Here is a 25,202-nt window from a genome sequence, read left to right as displayed (position 1 = left end):
CTATTTACAGGGCTGACGCCTCAGCATGGGGTGAGTGCTACCTTCAGCCCTACTGAACTTTTAAGTAGGAATGAAATTAAAATTGTCCAAGCAAATATTCTAGTGGCAGCTTCATCCAGGCAAGGCAAGGTAGTCCAAGCAAGGGAAGATGAATCGGGAAGAGCTGAAGCACTGCCTACAATCCCTTTTGGATTGGCATTTTCTGGGAAAATTGACCCAGATGTACCAGGGGTTCCAGAGATTGAAAGTGAATCCCTCAAAAATATAGAAAAAGCCCAAGCTTTATCTGCAATCGCTGTTGGGTTGGCATATTCGGGAAAAATTGACCAAGCCCTGCAAGTGGTTAAAAAGATTAAAAATGAAGACTTTAAAGATAGCGTATTATCTAACATCGCTATTGAGTTGGCTTCATCAGGAAAAATTAATCAAGCCCTACAAATAACTAAACAGATTAAAGACGAGCCTTCCCAAGATTCACTCCTATCTCGCATAATTTACAGGTTAGCGGACGATAGAAAAATTGACCAAGCCCTACAAGTAGCTAAAAATATTAAAAATGAAGCTTCCCAAGACTCAGCCTTATCTGATATCGCTGGACAGTTAATTTCTTTGGATAAATTCGACACAGCTCTGCAATTAGCTAAGCAGATTAAAGAAGAATCCTCCAAAAATAAGCTCTTAGTTTGGATTGCATCCGAGTTTGCATCATCGGGAAAATTCGACACAGCCCTGCAATTAGCTAAGCAGATTAATAATAAAACCTCTCAAGAGGCGGCTTTATCTAACATCGCTGTCTGGCTAGCGTCATCGGGAAAAATCGACATGGCCCTACAATTGGCTAAACAAATTAAAGATGAAGCTTCCCAAAGCTCAGCCTTGTATGGCATTGCGTCTAGGTTGGCTGAGTCGGGAAATTTTGACCTAGCCCTGCAACTAGCTAAAGAGATTAAAAAGGATTTCTCCGACGATTTAAGCTTATCTGGGATAGTTTTCCAGTTGGGGTCATTAGGAAAAATTGACCTGGCTCTAGAACTGGCTAAAGAGATGAAAGATGAAGCCTCTAAAAACTCAGTCTTATCTAACATTGCTGTGAAGTTGACTGAGTCTGGAAAAATTGACCTAGCCCTGCAACTAGTTAAAGAGATTAAAAACGAAACCTCCAAAGACTCAGCCTTATCTGACATAGCTTACAAGTTGACTGATTTGGAAAAAATTGACCAAGCCCTACAACTGGTTAAAGAGATTAAAAACGAAACCTCCAAAGACCAGACCTTCTCTAACATCGTGTCTAGGTTAGCTAAGGCGGGAAAAATTGACCAAGCCCTACAACTAGCTAAAGAGATCAAAAATGATTCCTCCAAAGACTCAGTGTTAGGTGATATCGCTCCTGAGTTGGCTAAGGCGGGAAAAATTGACCAAGCCCTACAACTGGCTAAAGAGATTAAAAATGATTCCTCCAAAGACTCAGCGTTAGGTTATATCACTTCTGGATTGACTAAGTTGGGGAAATTTGACTTAGCAGGGCAAGTAGTTAAAGAGATTAAAGATGATGTTTTCAAAAACTTCACATTGCTTGATCTAGTTGCCCAGTTGACTTTATCGGGAAAAATAGACCCTGCATTGCAAGTGCTTGAAGAAATTAATAGTCCCTCCGAAGACAAAGACACAGTGTTGTTTAACATGGTTTCTGTGGCATCTGGGTCAGGAAAATTCAACCAAGCTATACAGATCGCCCAAACCATGAAAAATAAATATCACCAGGCTGCGGCTTTGGCTAACATAGCTACTAGGTTAATAGAATCTGGACAAACTGAACTAGGCTCGCGCACCTTCGATCAAGCTCTTGAGCTGGTTGCATCTTATTAGAATAGTCTTCTGGTGAGAAAACCCAGTTGGAAAATGGGGCGTTGCTTGTGATGTGGTATTGTCCTAAGCCCTTGAGAACGCTGCATCTAAGTTGAATAGGATGTCCGCGAGGTAAGTGTCCGTAAGTTCACCAATGACATAATCATTAGGAATTGGGCTACCTGAGCCAAAACGGCGCAAGGAATCAAGAAAGCTCTATGAACCTTTCTAAGCTGACCGGATGCGAGTCAGCTTAGATAGTGATTTGCACTTCATCCGTTAAATCATCAAACATCGCCACTTTTGATACCTTCCGATATCGTGTTGTTTGCCCAAAACGAATTTTTCCGTTACACGGCTTTAACGAAAGATCAGCAATGCAGGAATTCCATTGTGCATGATCACCGCTTACTCAGGACACGAGGACTTATCCCAACTGTCAGCGTACCTGGAAGTCAGAGACGAACAAATCTTGGGAGCCGCCGCCACCCTATCAATGCTATCTCCGATTGTCGGGAAGGTCGGGAAAGTCCGATATTCCGACTTGAAGGAAAATATTCTCTCAACCCCAAGCGAGAATTCTAGTTTTTTCAATCAGGATTCCTGAACCGCTGCCAAGAGTGCGATACCTCATCTATGAGTAATAATTTCAATATTCCTTTGCGTTCTTTAGCGAAGCAAACACATGGTAGATGGGTTTAAAGCAATTACTGCTGGTAAGGCTGCTATAGACGGGTTAAAAGCATTAGCTCAGTATGCGGATGAAGTCAAAGACACACAAAAACGTGGCGAATTTATGAGAATCATCGGTGAGCTAAGCTTAGAACTTGCCGAGACTCAAATCAGGCTTGCAGAGCAACTTCGCGAGAACAATGATTTAAAAGAGGAAGTGGCTACCCTCAAAAAAGAAATTGACAAGCTCAAAAATCCCAACTCTAAACCAATGGCCAGACATGGACTTTACTATGTGGATGATGATGGTCCCTTCTGCACAGGCTGCTACGATAACAAAGAAAAATTAGTGCGAGTAAAGGAGTTGCCGCAGATAATGATGCAACATATGGGGAAATATCAATGCCCAGTTTGCAAGACCACGTACAACGGTAAAAAAGGTTAACTTCAGGGTTAGATAATTAAACAAAAAAGGAAGTTGCACCTACTTTTTATTTTTTTTTGATCGTCATACATCAAAATCTGAAATGTAGTCTAAGTAAGCCTCCTGAAACAATTCCTGAGGTAGCTAATTAAGAAAGCAATTATTGAACCAGTTGAATATTTCCTGTTCCAGCAGCAGGAACTATAGAAGGTTCCGTTCCGCCTACATTAGCATCAGCACCAGCCTCAAGCAATTTTTGTACTATTTCTAAATTGTTTAAACTTGCTGCTAGCTCAATACTGCGTGCAAGACACATCGACCAGTAGGATAGATTACGTCCCTTCTCAAGCAAAATTTGAACGAGAACTAAGTTGCCAACTGCGACTGCTTGCTCTAACAAGGGTTCATAATCTTCTCGATAGTCATCCCAGTCAAGGTGGATAAGATATTCCTCGTTAGATAGGAGGGTTTTGAGTAAATGTATGTCCTGCGAATCTATAGCTTGGCGCAGTTCTATAAAGTGTGGATGAGCCATCATCATTCCTGTGGTGCGTGTGAGAAAGTTTGAGTGCTTGGTATCCATGAAAGTTGTACAGTGCCAAATTAAATGACATTGAGACAAATTCGTGTCGCTCGTGCAAAGTCGCTCTACTGCAAGATTGCAGAAAAAGTTTGAATGAGCGACCTATCATCAGCTCCAAACAATTGCGTGCCCTGACTCCAAGCCCAAAAGTAGCTAAGTCTAGCTTTGCTACTTTAACGACACTAAGATGCCTCTACGACGATTAAAAATTCACTTATAAAAAAAAAGGATATGTATAGAATGATATTAGTGCTGTAGGTAAACGAACTCTCCAGTTTTGTTAATATATCCAGACTTTTCTTTCCAAAAGTTTTCGGCTGTTACAAGCGCTAGCCCTCCTTCAAACTTCTCGGCACGATGAAACTGTGCAGAAATAACAGTTTTTCCAGTTCTATCTATGTAGCCAAACTTATTGCCAATCATAACAGATGCTAGCCCCTCCGAAAACTCATCTGCCAGTTCAAACTGAAAAGGAATTGCTACTTTTCCAGCTTTATTGATATAACCACACTTACTACTAGCGCAAACTGGAGCTAACCCTTGATGAAAGCTCAAAGCTTCTGAAAACTTGACCGGAATAACTGTTTGCCCAGTAGGGTTAATATAACCTAACCTACGCTTATTCTCTACTGTCTCTACTACTGCTAGCCCTTCAGAAAAAGGCATAGTGGCATCAAATCTTGGTGCAATAACTATATTTCCAGTTTTATTAATATAACCCCACTTACCAGCAAATTTCACTGCTGCTAGTCCCTCATAAAAGCTATAAGCTTCATCAAATTGCGGTGGAATAACCGTTTTACCAGACTGATTGATGTAACCGTATTTTTTATTTATCTCTACTGGTGCTAGTCCCTCTCGGAATTTGCCAACAGATACAAATTGGGGGGGAATGACAATTTTCCCGGTTTTGTCTATAAAGCCATACTTATTGCTAATGTTCACAGATGCTAGCCCTTCAGAAAAAGAAAAAATCATCCAAAACTCTGGTAAAACTGTAACTTTTTCAGTTTGATCCACATAGCCCCATTGACGAGTATTAATCTGTACAACAGCTAGTCCTTCAGAAAATTTATCAGCAGAATCAAATTGCGCTTTGATTCTGACTTTTCCTTTCTGATTTATGTACCCATATTTAGGACGCCCTTCAACATAATCATAAAAAACAAACATTTTTGATCCTTGACTTTCTTTGTCTACATCAATAGTGGTTTTATATAAAGTTTGCAACCTACAGAATGCAAATAATAAAATAGCGATGCAACAACAAACAAATATTTTCATTTTGGCCATACAGAAATAACTTTCAATGACAAATCTAGAGTATGTGTTTAGGAAAAATCAATCTGCTCATATTTTGCTTTTTTTTGTATCTTGTCAATCCATAAATCAACTCTTCCTCTCCCTGTTTTAACAAAATGAGTTACCACAGACGGCTCAATTCGTTTTTCAACATCTGAGAAAGTCTCATCGATGAAGTACCGTTCAAGAGTCCACCACTTATCAAAAATCTCTAAGCTAATACAAGATTGACCTAAAACTTTTTTATACAGCTCGGTTTGTAAATATTCAGACATGAGATTTGCTATAAAGAGCAGTTTAACTTCAATAACGTCATCTTCCGTATCGCTAACCCGGTCGTAACTCCAGAATACAGTTTCAGATAAAATATCTACAAGGTCGGAATCTAGGTCTAGATTAGCTAATTTTTCTTTAAAAGCAACAGTCGGTTTGATGACATAGTATGCAGGTATAAGTATCATTCTGCTTTTCTCTCTATTAAAAAAAATCTTTATTCTATTTTTTGCTTAGTTCATACCGTAAAGACTGACTTTTCTCGAACTTTTTTCTGTATAAGTTTTTTCAATAATCTTTTATACTTTACTGAGCAAATTTTGATAGGTGCCAGAAACACTAAAACTATTTGGTAGACGCAACTCATATTCATAAGCACTGTGGAAGTTGGGAGGTTTTGTGTTCAAGCAAATTAGAGCCGAAATTAAATAATTGAATATAAACGTTGGTCACAATCAAAGACAAATATCACCCCAAAAATCTTTATACTCTAAAATTGTTGCTCGTAGTGATTTCAAGCTTGTGAATACGTACCTACATACATTTTTTATAGAAAGATATTGACTGAATCAGCGAGGTTGAACGCAAAATTATCATAGATGGCAGTTTAAACCCATAACAAAATGATCTTGATATTGGGTGATAATTGCTTTAACTTTGAGATTCCAAATTATTTCTTCTTCACTGATGGGCATATCGTGATGTAGATGAGTTCTTGCAAAAGCTTGTATACCTATATCCTTGCTTACCTCATACCATTTCCCATCAGGGGTTATAACAGCGTAAGGTATTACCTCAGGTAATTCTCTTGCTCGACATGGATAGTGAGTGATTTTACCAGTTTCTGTCAGTTCACCATCAAGAAGAGTGTAAGAATCCCACTTACCGTAAGGATTTATAGTAGAAAATCTATAAGCTCCATGCTCATCATTTCCCATTACTTCCTCTTCATCCCAATCCAAGCGTAGCTTGGCTATTGCCTCTAAGTTCTTACTCGGAACTTCCCAATCCAAGGCTAATCTCGCCAGGTCTTCTTCTGAGAGTAATAATAGCTGTTTCACCTCTTCTTCAACAGCGATTCGGTCAAGATATTGCCTGTAAGGCTCAACCTCCAATTCAGAGTAGTAAGGATAAAGTAAATCTTTTACTTTCTGCTCAAAATTTTCTGTGTTGAGTGGTAAAAGAACTAGAACTGTGAAATGAGCCATTTATTATCACCTTTCGTTTATTAGGGCACTGGTTCCATTTCCTACTGTCACATAGGGGATTTTTTCGTGCAATAGTAACCCCTATTAAACTATGCCCAATCGTACTGTAGTGTCAAAGTGGCAGCATCTGAAGCGAATGCAGTTGTCGAATAACAGATTATTTACCGTCTTAACAAATTGTTGTCGTTGAGCGTTTCTACCGCTACCAAAGCCTAGATATGTTTGGATGAAAAAAGCTTAAGTTAAGACAATTATGGCTTAAAAGAGAAATTCCTACCAAGGTGTTACTTGGCTCAAAACCCTTATTGTAAAATATTTAAAAGGTTTTTGGATGAACGACGCTAATGTGTTAATAGCGACAAATAATTGTTTATCTGACACCATTAATAGTTAGGGTTTAACTTGCCTTAAGAAAAACATGACTAGCTATTCTCCCTGTAAATGTTTTGAAGCTCACTACTCACGCAAACAAATAGCTAAGGTTAAGTTGCATACAGAGCAACAGGACGTGGAGTGTGACGCATGGAAGCAACTATTAGAGCTTGTGGAAGTTGCATCTGAAGATAAGCGAGAGGAGTTTGCTCCCCGACGGGAGATGGAGGAGGATGACTGGCGGCAGATTATTACACTTCCTACGACTATAGCGAAGCTGAAATCTGTTAAGCACTTAATGTTGTACGGCAGCCATCTGGTTCGCATTCCTCCTGAAATTGGAGAAATGACGAATTTAGAGAAATTTACTCCCTACACGTCCTATCGATTACACTGGTTCCCCTATGAAATTACCCACTGCAAAAAACTAAAAGATAGTGTTGTTAGTACCCGTACTCTTTATGGAAACTATAAGTTTCGTCTTCCATTTCCTCAGCTTCCTGTAGAGGTAGGAGCAGAGGCAGGTTCTCCCACAAAATGTAGTGTATGTAATGCTCTTATCAGTGCTTCAAATTTACATCAAGTATGGATTTCACTTGGGGTAGCTACAGATGTTTTACCCCTTCTTGTGAATGCTTGTTCAAAAGCTTGCGTTGATAAATTGCCTCGTCCACCTAAAAACTATATACAGGAGCCACACATGGGAGGATTGAACATTCAACAGCCGCCGAGGGAGTATTGAAAGTCCTTATGAGCCTAGCAATCCGCTACGCCTTTTAAGGAGAGTCTACATACTGAAAAGTTGAGCTGAACAACTTATCTTACTACGCTATTTCTATTGAGCTAATTTCTCCAATTTAGGGTTCTGCGTGCAATTGCTTCTAGTTCTGGCGAAGTTAGAGGAGCCAAGTAATCAAAAATCTTTTTATTATGAGCAAATTTATTACTATCAGAAAAAGCATTATTGTAAGCATAAGCAGCTAGATTTAAAGGAAAGTCATCTGGATCTGAGCCTCTGACATTGACATCTGAGCCAGCTTCAATTAGTAACTTCACCATACCTAAAGATTCTTCAAAAACTGCATACATTAAAAAAGTCCAATAAAGTTCGCTACTGTCTCTTGTATTGATATCTTCTTGAATAGAAATAAGAGCTTGAACTTCTTCTAAGAAATGAAAGCGAATTGCTCGAATCATTGCTTCAGTAGCGTCTCCATCCTCTATAGTATAGTCACCATGCATTGTTTCTTTCTACCATTAGTTTTTAGAGTAAGCTCTATAAGCATAAAATGAGAATTAATTCTATCATTAGCCGTTATCTCCCCTTTATTGTAATTAGCACGTAAAATCCTAAAAGTTAGTTGGGTCTCATCCGTAATATAACTGCCCTGAAAACGACCGTTTATGAGATACATTTTTAAAGTTAGTACAACGCGCCTGAAACCCATTGATACCGTGTCTTATAACCCATCTTTTTATTTATGTCTCGTGAGACAATTAATAAATGAGTTATAAGACGTTTTAATGAAAATTGGGTATTGCAGAGTTTCATCCAACGACCAAACATTAAAAGTTTTTAGATAAACTATTTCAAATGCAAGAAGCATGGTTGCCAGCGTTAGAGTACTGGTTTCTACCTGAACTTGATCCTGAGTTGAATTTAAGATTGTTGATGCAAGCTAATGCGATTACCTATAAACCCATCGCATAATCCCTGCCTAACAAGCCCAATGCAGCGGATTCTCATATATCGCTGGTGCTGAGTTTTAGGCATTTAACACCGCTAGCAGCTTCCTAGTCCGGCATTTCCTCGATGCTTCGTGGTTCCCTGTTGGGCTGCTGGTTCATCTGATGACGGTAACGACTGGACGCCTCATAGACTTCCTTGCGTAAACGCTGAATCGATCCCAGCGGCTGATGCTCTGCAATACAATGCCAGGCGTTGAACGACAAGACGTCATCCACGTACACCTGCCGGGCAGGACTGTATGCCTCCTGCATCCCAATTGTGAGTTTGGCGATCGCCTGGTAAGGACTTTCCCCTTCTGACCACTCAATCGACGCATCCTCGATCGGCATCGTCTCTAGATTCGTGCAAAGCTGGACACGTAGTTCATACTCGGCAGACTGTTGCCGGAAGAATTCAACGATTAGATCTCGCAGTACAGAAGCGTTCTGTGTATCAATGCGTTTGCCAATGAGCGGCTGAAGGCTGGCGGAGACGGGAGTGACGCTCAATTTAGCAATGTAATCTCCATAGCGCAGGGCAGCAGAGGTATGGTAGGTTTCCCCCAGAATGTGAGTTTCGGGCTGGGTGAGACCTAACGCGCTCGGATAGAGGTTGATCCCTACTTTCTGAGTCATCGCATTGGTCATTCGAGCAACCGTTCCGAATAGCTGTTGTGCCTCCTCTGGGGCACTGACCACAACCTTTTCCTGGAGCAACTGCTCTGGGAGAAAGCGAGCAATAGTGCCCGATGGAAAGACCGGACTGTTGATCATCAAAAAGTCCTGAGTCACAGCATCAGGTTCGGTCTCCAGGAGCTTCGGTCCTGCCACGCCAATAACCTTGATGCCCATGCCGCGGAAGCAAGATAGACCATCCGGCATGATGTCACCGGGAACGGTTGAGAAGCGAATCATCACCGGATAAGTGCGGGGTTGGCAAAACAATCCCTGCGCGAGATGGGTAGGCAAGTTGTCGTAGATCCTCAGTTCCCCCTTCAGTCCGCCATGACTCTTGGCATGAGCGCCCCGCATGGCATGGCGATGCTTATCAAACACCTTCTGCCCCTGCCGGGCAACGGAATCAACGATTTCGCGAATCAGCCGCTCCTCGTCGGGTTGCTTGACTTCTAAAGTTTGGGAGTAACGGATGAATGGTTTAGGGGTGAGCATTGAGCGATCGATTCTGTGGGAACTGAACTTATACATCTGTAGTTTAAGGATTTGCTCCTGGCTCCTGTACTTCATCCTACTTAAGGAGGAAATGACTCAGAAGGCAAAACGGCAAAACGCTCTCGATGACCGCATTGAATCCGGTTGTTTAGCAAACGCGGCAAAAACAACTTTAAGGCTAGAACCTTTGCTGAGCGAATGTTTCGACCTCTCTTTTCTGTAGAATTCAAGACATTTAAATCGTTAAAACCTTTGATGAGTAAAGCTTTCACCCAGAAAAATCTCACGATTACAACTCTCATCAGCTAAAAATCGCTGCATCTGGGCTGACTCCTATTGAGTGCGGAAGAGCAAAGGAAGCGTCGCGTATCCGATACGGGGGAAGGTAGACTCATGGAAGTTAACTGACAAACAGAACCATGACGAACTCTGCAAAACATTACCCCGAAAAGCTTTTACTTTAAAAAACTCTGGCCAGTATCAGAGGAAAGCTTGAAGTCCAAAAACTGTGAATAACAATCTATCCGGTTCGCGTAGTGCTGATATTTGCCGCCCTTGTAAGCCTCCGAAACGCGATTACTATTGTTGCAGTGCTTCTCGGGGCTAAATAATCTCGTTCATTGTCCGGTCGGGCTTACTTAATCAGCGGTTTGGTTTCTCATAGCAACTCCACCTAAAACAGTATTTGGTTGGGAGAATCCAGCAACAGTGAAACGCTCATGAATCCGTTAGCCGCTGAGAGTAACTCCACCGAAAAGAGTCCAATTAGGCGGAGTTTAACTTAGCCCATTCTGCCATACTTAATTCAGTAATTCAGTATTTGAGTATGACGGTTATCTCTTTCATTAATGAGAAGGGGGGCAGCACGAAATCCACATCTGCCCTTCATTTTGTTTACTGGCTCGCTACTAAAAAAAAGAAAAATGTACAGGTCGTTGACGGCGACCCCCAGCGATCGCTTTCCAGATGGCTCAGTTCGATGGAAAGCACAATTGCTGTAACTGCCCTGACAACTCCCGACGACTTGCTTGACCAAATTCCAGTCTTTGCTGAATCGGTAGATTTCTTGGTCGTGGACGGGGCAGGAAGTTTAGCCGAGTCAACTAGAGCGATTCTGTTCCGCACCGACTTGGCTGTTATCCCGTGCCAACCCAGTAAGTTAGATTTGGACGCCGCGGCTGATACCGTCAGATTAATCAAGCAAGCTCAGTCAGTTCGGGGTGGTTTACCAAGGGCAGCAATCTTCCTGAGCCGTGCCCAGAAAAATACCAAACTAAAAACTGAAGCGATCGCGGTACTTCAAAAGATTCCTGACTTAACAGCCCTGAAAACAATTATTCACCAGCGGCAATCTACGGCAGATGCGTTTGGACAGGCAGCAACCGTTTGGGATTTACCTGGAAGTGGAGCTGCTGATGCGGCAGCAGAATTTGAGCAATTATTCAAAGAAATTCTGAGGCTTGTGTAATGACGAAAAAACGTAAGCCCTTAAATAATGACGATGACCTCGCTAAGCAATTTGTCTACGGGCAACCAACCACTCCACAGCCCGAACCCAAGAAAGATAACCCAATACCCTCAGTTGAAGTCCCGCCAAAAGAAAGAATGGTTCGCGTTACCTCCGATCTGACTGAATCGATGTATCGCAAGCTGTCAATTTTGGCGGCAAGAACCGGGAAGAAAAAAGTCGATATCATCCGAGAGCTTTTGGATACTGCATTACAGGATGTAGAAGATTAAGCTACTGCAATACTGAATTACTGAATTCAGTGCCAATTGGCACGCGATCGCTTGTGCTTAAGAGCAAGGGTGTTAGAGACTAAATGGTCATCTCAGTTTATCAAAAATTTATATAGTACATTTTCAGTTTGCTAAGTATGTTTGCTGATAAAAGCCTTACAGCATCTGTTTTTTAGCAAAAGAGATATTATTTACGTAAGTTGACATCTATCTAAATATATATTCTTTTAATGAAGATTCGGTGAAAGCACTTGCGAACACCTAAACATTTTGTCATTCTAAGTTTTAAGAAACAAAACTCATTCAAACAAAACTAAGAGTATGATAAGCCTTCAAAAATTATCTATAAGTGCTGCGGGAGCATTGCTCCTTGGATTAAGTGCAGGTAATGCTAATGCAGTTATTGTTGGTGATAACAACACTGCAAACTGTTATCCATTTAGTTGTGGAGCTAGTGACGGTTTAACTATATATCAACAGATCTATGATTCAACAGCTTTTAGTGACCCAATATCCTTTGGAAGTATCAGCTTTTTTAAGGGTCTTGTGAATCCATTTGGGGGGGGATTAATGGATTCTGCTACTTATAAAGTTAGTTTTTCTACTACTTCAAAAGCTATTGGCGGATTAAATACCAATTATCTAGACAATATTGGTGCTGATAATACAGAGTTTGGACAATTCAATCTCAGTGGCTCGATGCCTGATGTTTTAACTTTAACTGGAAACACTTTTAACTACAAACCTTTGGTCGGCAACTTGTTGATGACTGTTGAAGTTTTGGGTTTAACAGAGACCGGCGGCTATCAATCATTTTTTCAAGCTGATTCAACAGGGTTAAAGACAGGGAGGTTGTTTGGCCACAATGATTATACAGGTAAAGATTCATACGGATTAGTTACGCAATTTAACGAAGCGAAAACTGTTCCAGACCCTACTTCTGTTCCAGAGCCTACTTCTACTTTAGCTTTATTAGGACTTGCTGCTTTAGGTACTGGTTCAATTTCAAAGCGGAAACAGCAACAAAAAGCTACAGTTAGAGCATAAGTAAATGATAAATTTTCAAATTCATTCTCGTTAAAGCTTTGTTTGTAGAAGCCCTTAGCAGCGTAGCTAGGGGCTTTCATGCTCTTGTAAGCTATTCAACTACCTGTACCAATTGGCATGAAGGGAATTGTTGTAGTTTAATTCTCAAAAGTTAAAACTAGAACACTATCTCATTTAATCACTTCCCTAAATGGGACAATAAATTAGGCACTTTTCCAACGCTGGAAAGAGCATCGGGGTCGCTGATTTTTTAGGGGTTTAAATGGGACAGCTAAAGCCGTATCGGGTCGCAATTTATTGTCGCGTTTCGACAGATGAGCAAAGTTGCGATCGCCAAGAAAGAGACTTGGTTAGTTACGCACAACTATCAGGTTTTGAAGTTGTGGCAGTTTATAAGGAGACAGCGTCAGGGGCGCAAGGCTTTCTTTGCACCAGAAACTACCCTGCCTTTCGTTATAGCGCCTTGTTAGGCTCAGTGACCCGACAATGGAGGTAGACAGATTTCCATCTTTTGTATCAAGCCATGCTCAATGGTATAACGATGACCAACGTGCTCATCGGCAAGCACAGCTCCGGCAAGATCGTGCACGACCTGATGCACCTCCACCAAAACCTGCCCAGCATCCTCCGGGTAAAAGGCAACCGGCTCGACGTGTGGATTAATCTCGCTCCACTGCTCCGTCCAGTAAGCGCGGACTTCTTCAGTCCCACGAATAAAACCGCCTTTGAACGCTTTCGGCCAAGCCACGTCGGGAGTCATGAGGGCGAGGGCAGCATCAATATCTCGCGCGTTGAAGGCAGCATACGCCGCGCGTATCAGTTCAATTTCTGGTGCAGATTTATCTGACATAAGAGGTGTGGTGAAGTATATGCGGCAGGGCTTTATAGCCCACGAAAAATCAAGCTTTCGCCCCAGTTTGACACAAGAGGGTTAGACTGCCATCTGTAAGCGATCGCTAACCCCAGTACTTTAACAACGCATCTTCCCCGCTCCAATTAGCACAACTCAATCTCCCCCTTCAACTTCTGCCAAAGCCTCAGCCAGTAGAATTCGCAGCACTTCAGATTTCTTTCTGCCAGTGCGATTGGCAAGATTGGTAAGACGGCGGTGCATTTCTGGCGAGAGGTCTAGGCTGACTCTAATGGGTCGCTCTTTGGGTGACTCCTCCTTTTGTAATTTTTCCAGCAGCCCTCCAGGTTCTGGAACGGGTGGGGAAGAAGACGGTTTTTCATCTGCTGATTCAGGCTCTAGTTCGCCAAAGATAAATTTGTCAGCAGATGCATTCAAAGTTTTTCGGGGTTTCTTGGGAGTCATTTGAGTAACTTCAAAATTTCCTTGAACAAAGATTCAAATTCCTTGGCTGATTCTTCTGCCCCTCTGACCTCCCAAATAGATGCCTCCTGAGAGAAGCAATCAGAAATTGCCTGTTTTTGGTGAATCACTGTTTTGAGCAGCGTCACGTTAGGAACCTGACTAAGAACATCCAATGCCTCTTTCTTTAGCCGAGTTCCCTTGAATGCACGATTGAGAAAAATGACGGGTTTAGGCAGACCCCCAGAAATTTTTTGAGCGGATTTAATTAAGCGAAGTACATCACTAGCTGAGTGCAGGTCTAAGCCGGTAGGTTGAATGGGCGTGGCGCAGATATCGGATAAGCACAAAATCGCTCTGGTGCTTTCACTGGTATTGGGCGCACCGTCAATGACCAAAAAATCTGTCTGTTCTGATAAATCTGGGATTTGCTCAATTAAGTCGTTGGCATCGGAAAACTTAACCGTAGGAATGGGAAGTTGCATTGAAGAAAGCCACAGCGAACCGCTGCCTTGTGGATCTGCATCCAAAAAGCTGACGGTTTTCTTTTTTCGGTGTAACCAGACAGCAAAGCTGACACTGGCTGTGGTTTTTCCACAGCCCCCCTTTTGGTTGCAGAAGGCAATAACAGACATAGACTTAATTGCTCACCTCAATCACTTAACTTGATTACTTAACTTAATAACTCAAAGTAACTACTTGCTTAACCCGTAGATTCAGTATGCCAGAATGAGGGGTTTAGACTTCACCGAAAAGGACTCTTTTCGGTGGAGTTGACCCCAGCGACTAACGAGTTTATTAGCGTTTCAATGTTGCTGGATTCGCCCAACCAAATACTGTTTTAGGTGGAGTTGCTATGAGAACCCAACCCGTGCCGCCGATAAAGCAAGCAAGACCGGACAACTAACGAGACTATCTAACTCCGAATGAGATGGAGCGATTGATAGCGGCTGCCAAGAAAATAGGGCGCTATCCACACCGAGATTCTATGCTCCTGCTCTTAATGTATCGTCACGGGTTGAGGGTTGGGGAAGCCGTCGATCTGCAATGGAAGGATGTGAACTTCACAACTAAGCACCTCTACGTGAAACGGCTGAAGAGAGGGGCACCGTCAAATCAACCTTTATATGGAGACGAAGTGCGATCGCTCCGACAACTGCAACGAGAATATCCAAATACAGCTTGCTTGGTTGTTTAACTCCGAACGTCAGGCACCCCTGACAACGCAAACAGTGCAAGATATCGTGTCCAAGGCAGCAGAGGAAGCGGGGTTGGGCTATTCAGTCCACCTGCACGTGATTCATCACAGCACAGGTTTTTATTTGGCAGCGAAGGGATACGATACCCGAAAGATTCAGGATTACCTAGGGCATCGCCAAATACGGCACACCGTCAGGTATACACAACTTGCACCAGGACAGTTTAAGGATTTGTGGGACTGATAACACTAATAAGACGGCTTACAAGATACGAGCATTATGAATTCCAAGCGCTTGGGAAAAGTGCTTCAATCTGTCTGGTAAACAGCCGTTTTGGGATGCTTACTACACAAACGCCTACATAACTTTATGCTTCAGAACCTTTGTAAACTTTGGTTGCGAATGGAGTAAAACATTTGGAGCGGGCTGAGTAATGAATAGATGTTCACAAATTGAATCAGGGAAAGCTTATCTACTAAGGCTGTAACGAAAGTTTTCTGAATCTTTGTCGTCTTTATTTACAAATAAATTAAAAGGAGTTGCATCATGAAAAAATCCCCCTTTCTCATGCTGGTGACTGCGACCTTAGCAAGTGTTGTTTCGATGGCTAGCTTGGTCGTGAAAGTTTCTCCAGCGCAGGCACTATGCGTAACGCCGGAAGAGGAAGGTTCATGGGTAAACTATATCCCGAATACCCCCAGTATTACTAAAATCAATGTCAGCTTTCAGTGCCAGGATCAAGTCATAAATGGACAACTCTACCCGCCAGGTTCGCCTTACTACCTACATCTATATGGAGCCTGCTCCCCTAGCGACTGTGATTGGGGTAAGGTTGGGGCAAAGAGAGATTCTACTGGCTGGATTCGCACAACCATCGATCAAGGGTTTGTCACGCGATATGTTTGGGTGAAAGCATATACAGGTTACGCTAAAGACTGGTTGCGAGTTTACATTTGGAGTGATTTTGACGATCCAAACCGAACAGATTACGCTTCAGACGAATGGTTTAATCGGTCTTAATTAAGCCGGTAAAGATTCTGCCAGTTGCATTCAGGAAAATTTACCCCCCCGGTGTGGGTGTCTAGAGGCTTTGTGGTAAGTGGTAATAAAGATTAGTTGCAAACTCATAAAAGCCCTGCTAAGACGATAGCAGGGCTTTTATAATGACTTGGATGAGCGGGATTCTACTCCCTTCGCTCTAACCCCAGTATCGCTGTTGTTGTCCTGCTTGGAATAAAAAATTCCAGTCTTTTAGCTACTAACGATCTGGGCTTACCACTTTAGTTGTAAAAATGTGTACTGGATAAGGCTGGTTAATTAACTTTAAGTACTTACATCAACATCAGTTGACCTCAGGCAGGTACAACTTAGTTCTTTCAAGTTGAACTGATAGGAAATAAAGTAGCTTATATAAGCGTCACCTGATACCGAAACTTCAATTTTATGACTCCAAATATCTGGCTCTTTTTGAACTAAATTTAGCTGGAACTCTGATTGTTTTATTTGTGAAATAAGTGCTGTGCAAGGAAGTGATTCCACTATTTGTAGGGGGATTTCTTCGGGTCTTCCTGTGCCACTATTATTGTGCCAGCTAGATTTGCTAGTTTGAAATAGCTTAAAAGGTTGTTCTCCATACAAAAAACATCCAGTGCGCCTTACCTCTTTGCTGCCATACTCTGTATAGATTAACTCTGCGTATTGAATATTGACCGGCGTGGGAGAGCCTGTAAAAGTAAAAGAAATTGATTGATTATATTCCTGATGAACTGAGGCAGGAGATGTATCTGTGTCTACATCTGTTTTAAGTTCACCAAACAAAACATCCAGTGGGTCTCGCATTTTATTTGCTGCTATGCTGTGTAATAAATATTGATGGAGTGAGAAAGCTTGTAAAGATAAAAGAAATTGATTAAATCTATTTCTGATGAACCAGGAGACGAGATGTATCCGAGTCTACGTTTACGCTAAGTTTACAAAAAAAAGTATCCTTTAAAAGGACATCTATACTTCTTTTTGATAGCTAAAGAAAGAGTGACTTCTTAAGGAAAAAGCCTTTTGCTATAAAACTACTCTCATTATTTTAGTCAAGTTTATGTAATTTTTTGTAAAGGCTTGCAAAAGTTAATAAAAAATTTGTTGTAGGTCCCTAATAGCGAATAACTGACTTTCTCCGAGTAAGATTATATCTGCTAATACGAACCCCGTGCTACTTGTACAGGGACTTTTCTGGTCTTGAGGAGATTTAATGTAGGTAGTTCTAGCTGATTCAATTCAGTTCACTGCTTGCTCAAAAAATCAGCCTTCCCACATCTAGCTCATCTAGGCTGACAGCATTGATTTCTTCTACCGCTGTGTCTGGGCGCGATTTCTCTATCGGTAATATTCAAGTTTCTTGGTCAGGGAAACCTTAACCCTCAATTAGCGTAGAGAAAGGATTTTCTTTCAAATCGTCAAATTTATATTTAACAACTTTACAAATATATTTCCGCCATTGTTCGACTCTTTAAAGTCATCAACTTGGGCTGACTCTAGAAAATCTGTTCCTACAGCGTCATAGCCTTTTTTCTAACTGGCGATCGCATTTTAGGCAGCGGTTCAGAAGTCCGGCTCGCTTCGCTTAAACCAGAACCTTTGATTGGAGTTGAGGGAGGATTGTCTTCCAATCCTGAATACCTATATTTCCCCTAATACCAACTTTTGTCAGAAGTCTAGTGATGCAGAAGCGATTATCGGCACTTAATTTGTAACCTGTTATTCAGCAAAATAGAAGGGCAAACATGACATACTCCATAAGAAAACTCCTAGACTTTTCGGTAGCTAGAAGTTTTCGAGGGTTAGAAGAAGGAAGTATGTGGAGGTTGATGAACTTCTTAGACAACAAAGTTGAAGTCAGGGGTTAAGAGGATGTCCAGCCCAGACTTATCTTGTGCAACAGCAATTAAATCACCTTGGTAGTAAATTCCTGTGTCTAGAGCCTCGCTTCCAAACCAGTTAAAAGTGTTTAAAGAGTAGTTGCTTATGCTACCATGAGCCTCAATTTTATCGCCTTCTAACCAGTTAAAATCTGTAATTAGAGCATAGCCATCCACACCGTAGAGACCTCCACCATAGTAGTAAGCATCAGCATAACTCCCAATTTGAAAGGTGTCTTCACCACTACCACCAGTTAAAATGTCATATTCATCGTTAGAACCGAAACCATATCCATTGAGAAGATCATTGCCATCACCACCCAACAAAGAATCACTGCCTTTCTTACCCCATAAAAAGTTATCAGAACTATTTCCAATCATAATATTGTCGAGATCATTGCCATTAGCACCATAAGCACTGCCAATAAGCGTTATATTCTCAACATTGGCATTCAGACTAGAAAAGTTGGCTGACGAGAAAATTGTATCGATCCCTTCATTGACGTTCTCATACACAGTGTCAAGATGAAATTCCTCGTGAGCGTCAACGTAGTAAGTATCATCACCAACGCCCCCATACATTGCGTCGTCACCTGTACCACCGTCCAAGGTATCACTACCAGCTTCACCGTAGAGAGTATCATTGCCCTCCCAACCGTAAACCAAGTCATCTCCCGCCTTAGCGAAAATGTAGTCATCTGAAGGATCTAGAGGATCAATGGTTTCGCTTTCGGGTGTTCCGTAATAAATACCCATGTCATTCTCCTTGTAAATTTAGCTAAGTTCCGCATTTGGCTGAGGGCTAAGCTTCCTTCCCCTCATGTCTATAACTCAGCTAAAAAAACCAGATTTTATGCGAAATTAAAAATATTCAACGGGACTTAGACAAGAACTGATAAAAAATGGCTTCAAACCTAGATAGAGAAAGATTTTTAGCTCAGATGAGCATAAATTCAGTATTCACAAAGGTTTCAAGCCTTTTTTTTCGTTGACCTCTTTTCCTTGCTCAGAGAGGTTTTCAGCCCCTAAAAGGGCTAGAAAATGCCTAAGTTTTGGTCTCTGACTCGGTTCCAATTGGGACTTAATGGAGTGCAATAAAAAACTACCCCATTGAAAGATAGGGTAGTAGGATGCATCGAACCTAGATACTGCATTCAGTATTCAGCTTCTATTTGAATTTATCTCAAAGGATGGGTTGTGGATAAAAATCAAGAGTGAAAATAATGCTCCATATTAGGACACACTTTGTACATCCAATTTTTTAGAAATTTGTCTTGTGATTGATTTATTAATCCTCTAAAGAGACGTAGATTTAAAGACGGAGTGTGGGACATGGTACGCCTCGGTTTGAGGCGTGTTGTGCTAACTCAAGAAATTTGTCTTATAAACGGTCGTTTGCGAGAAGATAATTTATTTATTCCCGAACCTACTACTATAGGAAGAAACTCTATCTATAGTCTTCCTTGCTAGGGTATGGATATTGTGTAACCAAGGAGTTAAAGAATCTTCAGATGGCTTCCGAAGATATTGAGCTTGAAAAGCATTCTGCCGCTAATGTTGTCTACAGATTTGTTGGAGGGGCTGCACTTGGTACTTTTATGGTACTCATCCCTTACTTGTTATCGTCTATAGAATTGAACTTGCTTAACATAGGAATTGCAATATTATTGGTTGTATCCTGTGGATTACTATCAATTCTGTTCGGCAACAAATTCATTGCAGCTTTGATACGGTCGTTAGAGTCCTCTAGTCTTTATTAGTTCTGTGTAGCGGAGATGGGTGAGGGGATGCGTTCGCAGCAATGGAGCTGCAACAGATGTGGGAAGAGTTAGTTAGGAGTGCTTGCTTTAAAAGTTAACGTTTTGCGAGTTTTCCGCACAAAGAACCGCTACCAATATGCCCAGATAGAGAGGAAAATGCATATTGATTAACAATCCTATAGTTTAAAATACTCTTGTGTTGCCCCTGCTACCGAGCGCATAGGTATTCTTTGAACAGGAAGGGAGTTAAGGCAGAAGTCAGTTTGAGCGCAATTCTTTACGATTCTGACTTCTGACTTGTAACTTCTGATTCCTAACGAGTTGGAGAAAACTTCTCGCTTCTCACGGACACACGGGTAGGAGATTTGGCTACCTTAATAATTGCAGTAGCTTTCCCATCGACGGTTGCAAAGCAAACCTTGACCAGACGGACGGAATCAGGACCAATGTATTGACGAACTAACTTCACAATATGTTGTTCAATCGTCTTTTGATTTCCAGTGAGGTTCCTGAATTCTTCGCGGTAATTGGCTGACAAATCGTTCAGGCTGATTGACAAAGTACCGCCGTCAACATTCATGTAATCGGCAATAGTGGGCAGCAGTTTTTCTACCGCAGTGAGTGGCTGGTCATCAAAGAAGCCACAGGTGAGTATGCCTGAAGAAAGAACCTGAGTTGGATGTTTGTGGCGTCCGGGTAAAGTTTCTAACTGAGGTGGCGCAGATAGCTTTGGTGCAGGCGGCTCTACTATCGGGGGTACAGGCGGCTCTACTATCGGGGGTGCAGGAATTGGTGCCGGAATCGGTGCAGGAGTCGGTGCTGGAATTGGTGCCGGAATCGGTGCAGGAGTCGGTGCTGGAATTGGTGCCGGAATCGGTGCCGGAATTGGTGCTGGAACTGGCGTAGGAATTGGTGGTTGGTATTGAGTAATAATCTGAATATTTCCTTGAGTGTAGGTACCAGGAAAAGATTGTAAGGTAGCAATTGTATTGGTTGAACTGCTACTAATCGCCCCCGCAGTACCGTTAGTTGTGGCATTACCAACTATAAAGGGAATATTTAGTGGCCCACCACCATGCCGAATTGTAATTGCGCCTGTTCCTGTTCCACCCGCAGTTGAAATGCTAGCTATTTGTCCGTTACCATCTGTAAATGTGTTGGGAGCGCGGAAAAAGCGCTGAGTAGTAATATCGACTATGCCACCTTTACCATTAGTACCGCCTTGAGCGTTAATTAGGTCAACAACGATATCATTTGATGGGTTAAGGGTGACATTTCCACCATCACCAATGGTAGCACTTGTGTTAATTTGACCTGTTTTAATATTATTAACTGCCGTGACGGTAACTGCACCACCTGCCGTGGCACCGTTAGAAGTAAGATTACTGCTATTAACTATACCTGCCTGACTGTTGAGACTAATACTACCGCCTGTGCCATTAGTAGAGGTAGATTTTAAGCTAGCAGTATTAATATTACCTATTGCAGATAAGGCGATCGCACCTGCATTTGTACTAGAGCTAGTATCTAAAGTTCCACTAGTTGTATCGATATTGCCACCAGCATTTAAAGTAATATTGCCTACCGGATTTCCCACCGTTACTTTAAAGGAAGATGCTTGTCCGCCCGTTGGAGTTGTTCCTATTCCTCCAACTCGGTTGGGTTGATAGCTAAAATCAAGAGTAAACGCCAAGCCAACGTTATAATTCCCAGGAGCTGTAGGCGCAGTAGTTGTCCAGTTAAAAGTTCCACTTGTTGGGAATGAACCACCAGAATAAAACCCTTTTGAACCTACAGGAGCAGGCGGAATCCATGCCGTGTAAGCCTGGATAACGCAACCAGGACAGTAACTAGTATCGACGGGATTTAAAGTGTAATTTCCAAAAAGTGAAATTGTTGCTCCAGGCGCTACTTCAGCAACATTACCAGAAAAAGTGCCATTCGAGACTGATGTGAAAGTTGGAGATGTGATTTCAAAAAGGCGTCCGATTATATAATAAGAAACATTAGGTGCAACAGCGATACTCGAAGGAGAAGTACTGAAACTGCCTGTTTTGATATCACCAGTAGTACTAGTTAGGTTAATGTTTTGTGCGTCAGTGGTAATGTTATTAGTTGTAATGTTCTGGTTTGCTAGTAATGTAATACTAGCGTTATCTATCCCTGTAATATTAAAGCCTTGAGTATCAATTGAACCTGAACCAGATGGCGCTCGCAATGTTACAGGGTCATTAAATGTAACGTCACTACCTAAACTCATTGTTCCACTACTATCAGTACGACCAATATTAATTTCCGAAAATCCATTTTGAATATATGCTAATTTGCTACTGTTTAGATTCAAATTACTATCATTAACAGTTCCACCAACAGTAATTCCTAAATTACTAGTTAGAGGTTGTAACTCTAGAATCCCCTTTCCTTTTATTTGTGTATTACCAACAAAATTAATTTCATCTGCTGTTAAAGTAACATCACCGCTACCTATGCCCGTTGGGTTAATTGAGCTATTTTCGATACTAATTCCTTCTCCACCAGGTGCGGCTGTACCAGTTAGATTAATATTGCCGCTTCCAATAGTTTGAACTACACCATTAATAATATAAATTCCTTTACCAGTTCCAGAACTACTACCAGTTAAATTAATGTTTCCTATGGTTGAGCTAATAGAACCCTCATTCTGAATTCCTTGGAATCTAGCAGTTGTTCCATTCAAGGCAATGTTACCTGATGTGGAACTAATAGTTCCTAGATTCCAAATACCTGAAGTTCCAGAAGAATTACCAGTTAAATTAATGCTTCCTGTAGTTGAGGTAATAGAACCATCGTTTCTAATTCCTTCTCTACCAGCAGGGCTACTAGTAGTGCCATCAATAGTTATACTGCCGTTTCCAGATAAAATTGATGAGGAAGCACCAACAAGATATACGCCATTCCAACCACTAGAACTTCCCCTTAAGGAAATATTACCGCCACTTGAATTAATTTGAGCGTTGGTTAAAACAATGCCTTCGTTAGTAGCGCTAAAAGCAGGATTTTGGGAAGGGTCACTACCACCGCCTAAGATAATATTTCCACCATTTGAGTTGATAATAGCTCCAGAATTAAGAATAATTCGACCTGCGCCACTACCATCGCGATCGCTATTGAGAGTAACATTTAGTTTATTAGATGTGGAAGTGATTTTTACTCCACTATTAATAACAATATTATTTTCTGCTTGTAGCGTTAAACTGGTATCTCCACCAGCAGTTTTGAAAATATTGCTCGCTACTGTAATGTCTCCTGCTTGGGAATTAGTTCCGGCTGTACCAGTGGTGATAGTGACGCTAGTACCAGTATCGAGGGCAGCTTGAATAGTTTCTGTGGCGATAATCGCATTGTCATCAGTAGTAGTAAAGTTAGGGCCACCAGTAACGTTGCTATTTATGCCTCCTGATTGAATAATAATATTGTTGGGATCGAGCAGCCAAGAACCTGCAATACCGTTAGGTGCGCTAGCATCAACATTACCTAAAGATTCTAAATACTGCTTACCTGATGTTTCGACAAAACCACCATTGCCAGATGTCGCGCTACCTTTAGCACTAATATTTCCATAGAAGCGTGTAGCTTGATCTGCCCAGACTATTACTCTTCCCCCATCACCATTTTGCAAGGCATCAGCTTTAATGAGCGAATCACTACTAATAAATGTACTGATAGCATTAGGGACTGTTCCTTTACCTTGATAATCCCCACCGATTAAAATTGTGCCAGCCTGATTTGTACCAGAGGCATTAATATTGGCACTAATTAAACCTACTTTTTCACCTAATATATTGATTGTGCCGCTTTGAGCAGAATTAGTGGCTTGGGAAACGTCAACTTTGCCAGATACAATTGTTGTGCCTGTATCGCTAGGAATAGGAATCCCTAAATTGGTTAGTTGGACTGTGCCATTTGGTTGAACATTTAATTTAGTAGCTTGACTTACTCCTGCACCAGTAAGTAATTCTGGCAATGAAAGGGGTGTAAAATTTGTTAACTGAGAGTTAGAATTTTGAGTAGTTTGAATTTCTAAACTCAGCAAGTTTCCAGGTTGACTGATGCGTACTAAACTTGTACCTGGCACTGCCATTAAAGTTATATCGCCGCTTGGTGCTGTCAAAGTACCTGTATTGATAACAGTGCCACCAATTAAGGCTAAATTTTGACCTTCTTTAACTGTTAAGTTACCAGCATTAATAATTGCTCCCGCTTGATTATGATCGAAGCGAAAGGAATTAGGGTTGCCAACTAAACTGTTATAGTTATTTGTACCGAGCGCATTAAACCAGTAGCCATTAAAGCCAATTCCTGTAGCAGTGCTAGCAGTAAAGGAACCTGGTACATTTAGTTGAGCGCCTGTACCAAAAATAATTCCAGCGGGATTGATTAAATAAAGGTGAGAATTCCCCCCAGTTACTTGAATTAACCCATTGATAACTGAAGCATTGCCACCTGTCACCCGTCCCAAAATGTTGTGAATACCGGGATTTGACAAAAAGTTGGCAACTTCGTTGGCATTCAAACCAAACTGCGTAAAGCTATGAAATAGATTCGCCTTATCTCCGGAGAGAGTGCCACCCGTGATATCGATTTGGTTGCCCTTGGGAGTCGCAATCGTACCCGTGCCGTCTGGTGCTGCTGTGATGGATTGAGCTTGTACTGGAACGGGTAAAAGGCTTAAGAAGGCTAGAAGCCCAAAGGCACACTTAGCTTTTAGCAGAGTTGGTTTCAATGAAGATAGGGGCACCCGGTTAATTCCTTAAAAAATAAACAAAGATTAACTGACTCCCTAGCCAGGTTTAGCAAGAATTATTACCTATCTAGAATCGGTAATCTTCAGTGTTTCTACGGCTTTCTATGCCTTTAGGCATGAAGTGATTTGAAGAAAAAAACCGGAATACATATATTTCTTGCAGTGCGATCGCATTCAGGGCAGCGATTCAAAAGTCCTGCTCTATCAATTCAGAACGGTCGATTGGAGTTAACAGAGAACATTCCTGCGAGTCGGAATCGAAGACTTTCCGACTGGCGATCGCATTCAGGGCAGTGGTTTAAGAATTTTTATCTATATCCTTGATTGGAGTTGAGAGAAGATTTTCTGACAATCCGGAATATGTATCTTTCCCGACCTGTCCCACAATTGGGAATAGCATTGATAGCGTTGTGGTGGCGTGAGCAACGGTCGCTGCCCGACTATTTTTGTGAATTATCTATCTCATGAGTCGGTTAAGTGGATGACCAGAAAATTAGGCAGTGCCAGGAACGCTCCTGCAAGACTTAAGAGAAATTAAATGGGATAAAATTGCTTCTCTTCCCAGTTGTACTCCCAGCCAAAACCATCTGGATCTAAACTTTGAACCCACTGTTCAAAATCATCTCAGTAGCTAGGATGATTTAAACCTAAAACGCTCTAACGTATATCCCCCTTGTTCACTCCGTGATTCCATGCCGTCCATTACAGCAAGGGCTAAATCATATTCATTGTCGAACATTCGTCCTGAAATTTCATGGGCTTTGAGTTGATGCCACTGTCCTTCGATGGGGTTCATCTGGGAGCAATAGGCAGGCAAGAAGAAAATGAATAATCCTTGCTCTTGCCACCGTGCCCACTGCTCACGTACCAGT

The 25,202-nt window shown here is 41.6% G+C and carries 23 protein-coding genes and 1 pseudogene; 11 read left to right on the top strand and 13 right to left on the bottom strand.

All coding sequences use genetic code 11. The features are described from left to right. Positions 1–102 precede the first annotated feature (102 nt). The 3 genes from NDI33_RS24260 to NDI33_RS24250 all read left to right on the top strand — a co-directional run bounded on the left by NDI33_RS24260 (position 103) and on the right by NDI33_RS24250 (position 2,962). On the top strand, positions 103–1,866 hold the full coding sequence (locus tag NDI33_RS24260; RefSeq protein ID WP_348245677.1) for a hypothetical protein: 1,764 nt from the start codon (positions 103–105) through the stop codon (positions 1,864–1,866). Positions 1,867–2,242: 376 nt separating this feature from the next. Then, positions 2,243–2,452: a hypothetical protein gene (locus tag NDI33_RS24255; protein ID WP_190671764.1), complete on the top strand. Its 210-nt coding sequence runs from the start codon at positions 2,243–2,245 to the stop codon at positions 2,450–2,452. 78 nt (positions 2,453–2,530) lie between these two features. After that, entirely contained in the window at positions 2,531–2,962 is a 432-nt protein-coding gene (locus NDI33_RS24250) for a hypothetical protein (RefSeq protein ID WP_190671761.1), read from the top strand. 139 nt (positions 2,963–3,101) lie between these two features. Here NDI33_RS24250 and NDI33_RS24245 read toward each other — a convergent pair whose 3' ends face one another. From NDI33_RS24245 to NDI33_RS24230, 4 genes are all read right to left on the bottom strand, one after another. Continuing rightward, positions 3,102–3,524 carry a hypothetical protein gene (locus NDI33_RS24245; protein ID WP_190671758.1) on the bottom strand — a complete coding sequence of 141 codons (423 nt, stop codon included), beginning with the start codon at positions 3,522–3,524 and terminating at the stop codon, positions 3,102–3,104. Positions 3,525–3,770: 246 nt separating this feature from the next. Beyond that, positions 3,771–4,817, bottom strand: coding sequence for a WG repeat-containing protein (locus NDI33_RS24240; RefSeq protein ID WP_206753645.1), 1,047 nt, complete (start codon positions 4,815–4,817; stop codon positions 3,771–3,773). Between the two features lie 38 nt (positions 4,818–4,855). Continuing rightward, a complete protein-coding gene (locus NDI33_RS24235) occupies positions 4,856–5,287 on the bottom strand; it encodes a hypothetical protein (protein ID WP_190671753.1) in 432 nt (143 codons plus the stop codon). A 405-nt stretch (positions 5,288–5,692) separates the two neighbouring features. After that, positions 5,693–6,307, bottom strand: coding sequence for a hypothetical protein (locus NDI33_RS24230; protein ID WP_190671750.1), 615 nt, complete (start codon positions 6,305–6,307; stop codon positions 5,693–5,695). Between the two features lie 508 nt (positions 6,308–6,815). On the opposite strand from NDI33_RS24230, the gene NDI33_RS24225 reads away from it, so the two are divergent. Then, positions 6,816–7,421 (top strand): hypothetical protein, encoded by a 606-nt coding sequence (locus tag NDI33_RS24225; RefSeq protein WP_199302254.1) that lies wholly within the window; start codon positions 6,816–6,818, stop codon positions 7,419–7,421. A 101-nt stretch (positions 7,422–7,522) separates the two neighbouring features. Here the strand turns inward: NDI33_RS24225 and NDI33_RS24220 are convergent, their stop codons facing one another. Beyond that, positions 7,523–7,921 carry an ankyrin repeat domain-containing protein gene (locus NDI33_RS24220; protein WP_190671743.1) on the bottom strand — a complete coding sequence of 133 codons (399 nt, stop codon included), beginning with the start codon at positions 7,919–7,921 and terminating at the stop codon, positions 7,523–7,525. Between the two features lie 552 nt (positions 7,922–8,473). Continuing rightward, complete coding sequence (locus NDI33_RS24215; protein WP_199299533.1) at positions 8,474–9,613, bottom strand: catalase family protein; 1,140 nt, start codon at positions 9,611–9,613, stop codon at positions 8,474–8,476. A 790-nt stretch (positions 9,614–10,403) separates the two neighbouring features. Between NDI33_RS24215 and NDI33_RS24210 the strand changes: the two genes are divergently transcribed. The 4 genes and pseudogenes from NDI33_RS24210 to NDI33_RS24195 form a co-directional block, all read left to right on the top strand. Further along, positions 10,404–11,045 (top strand): AAA family ATPase, encoded by a 642-nt coding sequence (locus NDI33_RS24210; protein ID WP_190671741.1) that lies wholly within the window; start codon positions 10,404–10,406, stop codon positions 11,043–11,045. Next, a complete protein-coding gene (locus tag NDI33_RS24205; RefSeq protein WP_190671739.1) occupies positions 11,045–11,317 on the top strand; it encodes a CopG family transcriptional regulator in 273 nt (90 codons plus the stop codon). Before NDI33_RS24210 ends, NDI33_RS24205 begins: the two co-directional genes overlap by 1 nt. 321 nt (positions 11,318–11,638) lie before the next feature. Next, positions 11,639–12,364, top strand: coding sequence for a PEP-CTERM sorting domain-containing protein (locus NDI33_RS24200; protein ID WP_199302253.1), 726 nt, complete (start codon positions 11,639–11,641; stop codon positions 12,362–12,364). A 262-nt stretch (positions 12,365–12,626) separates the two neighbouring features. Then, positions 12,627–12,782 (top strand): annotated as a pseudogene (locus tag NDI33_RS24195) (recombinase family protein); the annotation flags it as partial. 54 nt (positions 12,783–12,836) lie between these two features. Here NDI33_RS24195 and NDI33_RS24190 read toward each other — a convergent pair. The 3 genes from NDI33_RS24190 to NDI33_RS24180 form a co-directional block, all read right to left on the bottom strand. Then, entirely contained in the window at positions 12,837–13,214 is a 378-nt protein-coding gene (locus NDI33_RS24190) for a nuclear transport factor 2 family protein (protein ID WP_190671732.1), read from the bottom strand. 156 nt (positions 13,215–13,370) lie between these two features. Then, positions 13,371–13,679: a ribbon-helix-helix domain-containing protein gene (locus NDI33_RS24185; protein ID WP_190671730.1), complete on the bottom strand. Its 309-nt coding sequence runs from the start codon at positions 13,677–13,679 to the stop codon at positions 13,371–13,373. Further along, positions 13,676–14,311 (bottom strand): AAA family ATPase, encoded by a 636-nt coding sequence (locus NDI33_RS24180; RefSeq protein ID WP_190671728.1) that lies wholly within the window; start codon positions 14,309–14,311, stop codon positions 13,676–13,678. The genes NDI33_RS24185 and NDI33_RS24180 overlap by 4 nt, the downstream gene beginning before the upstream one ends. A gap of 296 nt (positions 14,312–14,607) precedes the next feature. Between NDI33_RS24180 and NDI33_RS24175 the strand changes: the two genes are divergently transcribed. The 3 genes from NDI33_RS24175 to NDI33_RS24165 all read left to right on the top strand — a co-directional run bounded on the left by NDI33_RS24175 (position 14,608) and on the right by NDI33_RS24165 (position 15,895). Beyond that, positions 14,608–14,874, top strand: coding sequence for a tyrosine-type recombinase/integrase (locus NDI33_RS24175; RefSeq protein ID WP_190671725.1), 267 nt, complete (start codon positions 14,608–14,610; stop codon positions 14,872–14,874). Then, complete coding sequence (locus NDI33_RS24170; protein ID WP_190671723.1) at positions 14,867–15,118, top strand: tyrosine-type recombinase/integrase; 252 nt, start codon at positions 14,867–14,869, stop codon at positions 15,116–15,118. Before NDI33_RS24175 ends, NDI33_RS24170 begins: the two co-directional genes overlap by 8 nt. A gap of 303 nt (positions 15,119–15,421) precedes the next feature. Next, entirely contained in the window at positions 15,422–15,895 is a 474-nt protein-coding gene (locus NDI33_RS24165; RefSeq protein ID WP_190671721.1) for a hypothetical protein, read from the top strand. Positions 15,896–16,198: 303 nt separating this feature from the next. Here the strand turns inward: NDI33_RS24165 and NDI33_RS24160 are convergent, their stop codons facing one another. The 4 genes from NDI33_RS24160 to NDI33_RS24145 all read right to left on the bottom strand — a co-directional run. Next, positions 16,199–16,714, bottom strand: coding sequence for a hypothetical protein (locus NDI33_RS24160; protein ID WP_190671719.1), 516 nt, complete (start codon positions 16,712–16,714; stop codon positions 16,199–16,201). 1,031 nt (positions 16,715–17,745) lie between these two features. Further along, positions 17,746–18,543, bottom strand: coding sequence for a hypothetical protein (locus NDI33_RS24155; RefSeq protein WP_190671717.1), 798 nt, complete (start codon positions 18,541–18,543; stop codon positions 17,746–17,748). A gap of 1,317 nt (positions 18,544–19,860) precedes the next feature. Then, positions 19,861–24,324 (bottom strand): filamentous hemagglutinin N-terminal domain-containing protein, encoded by a 4,464-nt coding sequence (locus tag NDI33_RS24150; RefSeq protein WP_347275827.1) that lies wholly within the window; start codon positions 24,322–24,324, stop codon positions 19,861–19,863. Between the two features lie 637 nt (positions 24,325–24,961). Continuing rightward, positions 24,962–25,202: transposase (locus tag NDI33_RS24145; RefSeq protein ID WP_190671713.1), on the bottom strand; the 241-nt coding region annotated here is incomplete at its 5' end.

It is taken from the genome of Trichocoleus sp. DQ-A1, assembly GCF_039961955.1.
Lineage (GTDB): Bacteria > Cyanobacteriota > Cyanobacteriia > Cyanobacteriales > FACHB-T130 > FACHB-T130.
Note: the sequence above shows the minus strand (reverse complement) of the source record. Positions and strands in the feature narration are given on the sequence as shown.

Excerpts from the sequence above, each read along its gene's own strand:
- NDI33_RS24160 (WP_190671719.1), bottom strand. The coding sequence starts at position 16,714 with ATGCGAGACCCACTGGATGTTTTGTTTGGTGAACTTAAAACAGATGTA.
- NDI33_RS24155 (WP_190671717.1), bottom strand. The coding sequence starts at position 18,543 with ATGGGTATTTATTACGGAACACCCGAAAGCGAAACCATTGATCCTCTA.
- NDI33_RS24185 (WP_190671730.1), bottom strand. The coding sequence starts at position 13,679 with ATGACTCCCAAGAAACCCCGAAAAACTTTGAATGCATCTGCTGACAAA.
- NDI33_RS24175 (WP_190671725.1), top strand. The coding sequence starts at position 14,608 with ATGGAGCGATTGATAGCGGCTGCCAAGAAAATAGGGCGCTATCCACAC.
- NDI33_RS24255 (WP_190671764.1), top strand. The coding sequence starts at position 2,243 with ATGATCACCGCTTACTCAGGACACGAGGACTTATCCCAACTGTCAGCG.
- NDI33_RS24235 (WP_190671753.1), bottom strand. The coding sequence starts at position 5,287 with ATGATACTTATACCTGCATACTATGTCATCAAACCGACTGTTGCTTTT.
- NDI33_RS24215 (WP_199299533.1), bottom strand. The coding sequence starts at position 9,613 with ATGTATAAGTTCAGTTCCCACAGAATCGATCGCTCAATGCTCACCCCT.
- NDI33_RS24165 (WP_190671721.1), top strand. The coding sequence starts at position 15,422 with ATGAAAAAATCCCCCTTTCTCATGCTGGTGACTGCGACCTTAGCAAGT.
- NDI33_RS24220 (WP_190671743.1), bottom strand. The coding sequence starts at position 7,921 with ATGCATGGTGACTATACTATAGAGGATGGAGACGCTACTGAAGCAATG.
- NDI33_RS24210 (WP_190671741.1), top strand. The coding sequence starts at position 10,404 with ATGACGGTTATCTCTTTCATTAATGAGAAGGGGGGCAGCACGAAATCC.
- NDI33_RS24200 (WP_199302253.1), top strand. The coding sequence starts at position 11,639 with ATGATAAGCCTTCAAAAATTATCTATAAGTGCTGCGGGAGCATTGCTC.
- NDI33_RS24230 (WP_190671750.1), bottom strand. The coding sequence starts at position 6,307 with ATGGCTCATTTCACAGTTCTAGTTCTTTTACCACTCAACACAGAAAAT.
- NDI33_RS24250 (WP_190671761.1), top strand. The coding sequence starts at position 2,531 with ATGGTAGATGGGTTTAAAGCAATTACTGCTGGTAAGGCTGCTATAGAC.
- NDI33_RS24240 (WP_206753645.1), bottom strand. The coding sequence starts at position 4,817 with ATGGCCAAAATGAAAATATTTGTTTGTTGTTGCATCGCTATTTTATTA.
- NDI33_RS24245 (WP_190671758.1), bottom strand. The coding sequence starts at position 3,524 with ATGGATACCAAGCACTCAAACTTTCTCACACGCACCACAGGAATGATG.
- NDI33_RS24205 (WP_190671739.1), top strand. The coding sequence starts at position 11,045 with ATGACGAAAAAACGTAAGCCCTTAAATAATGACGATGACCTCGCTAAG.
- NDI33_RS24180 (WP_190671728.1), bottom strand. The coding sequence starts at position 14,311 with ATGTCTGTTATTGCCTTCTGCAACCAAAAGGGGGGCTGTGGAAAAACC.
- NDI33_RS24190 (WP_190671732.1), bottom strand. The coding sequence starts at position 13,214 with ATGTCAGATAAATCTGCACCAGAAATTGAACTGATACGCGCGGCGTAT.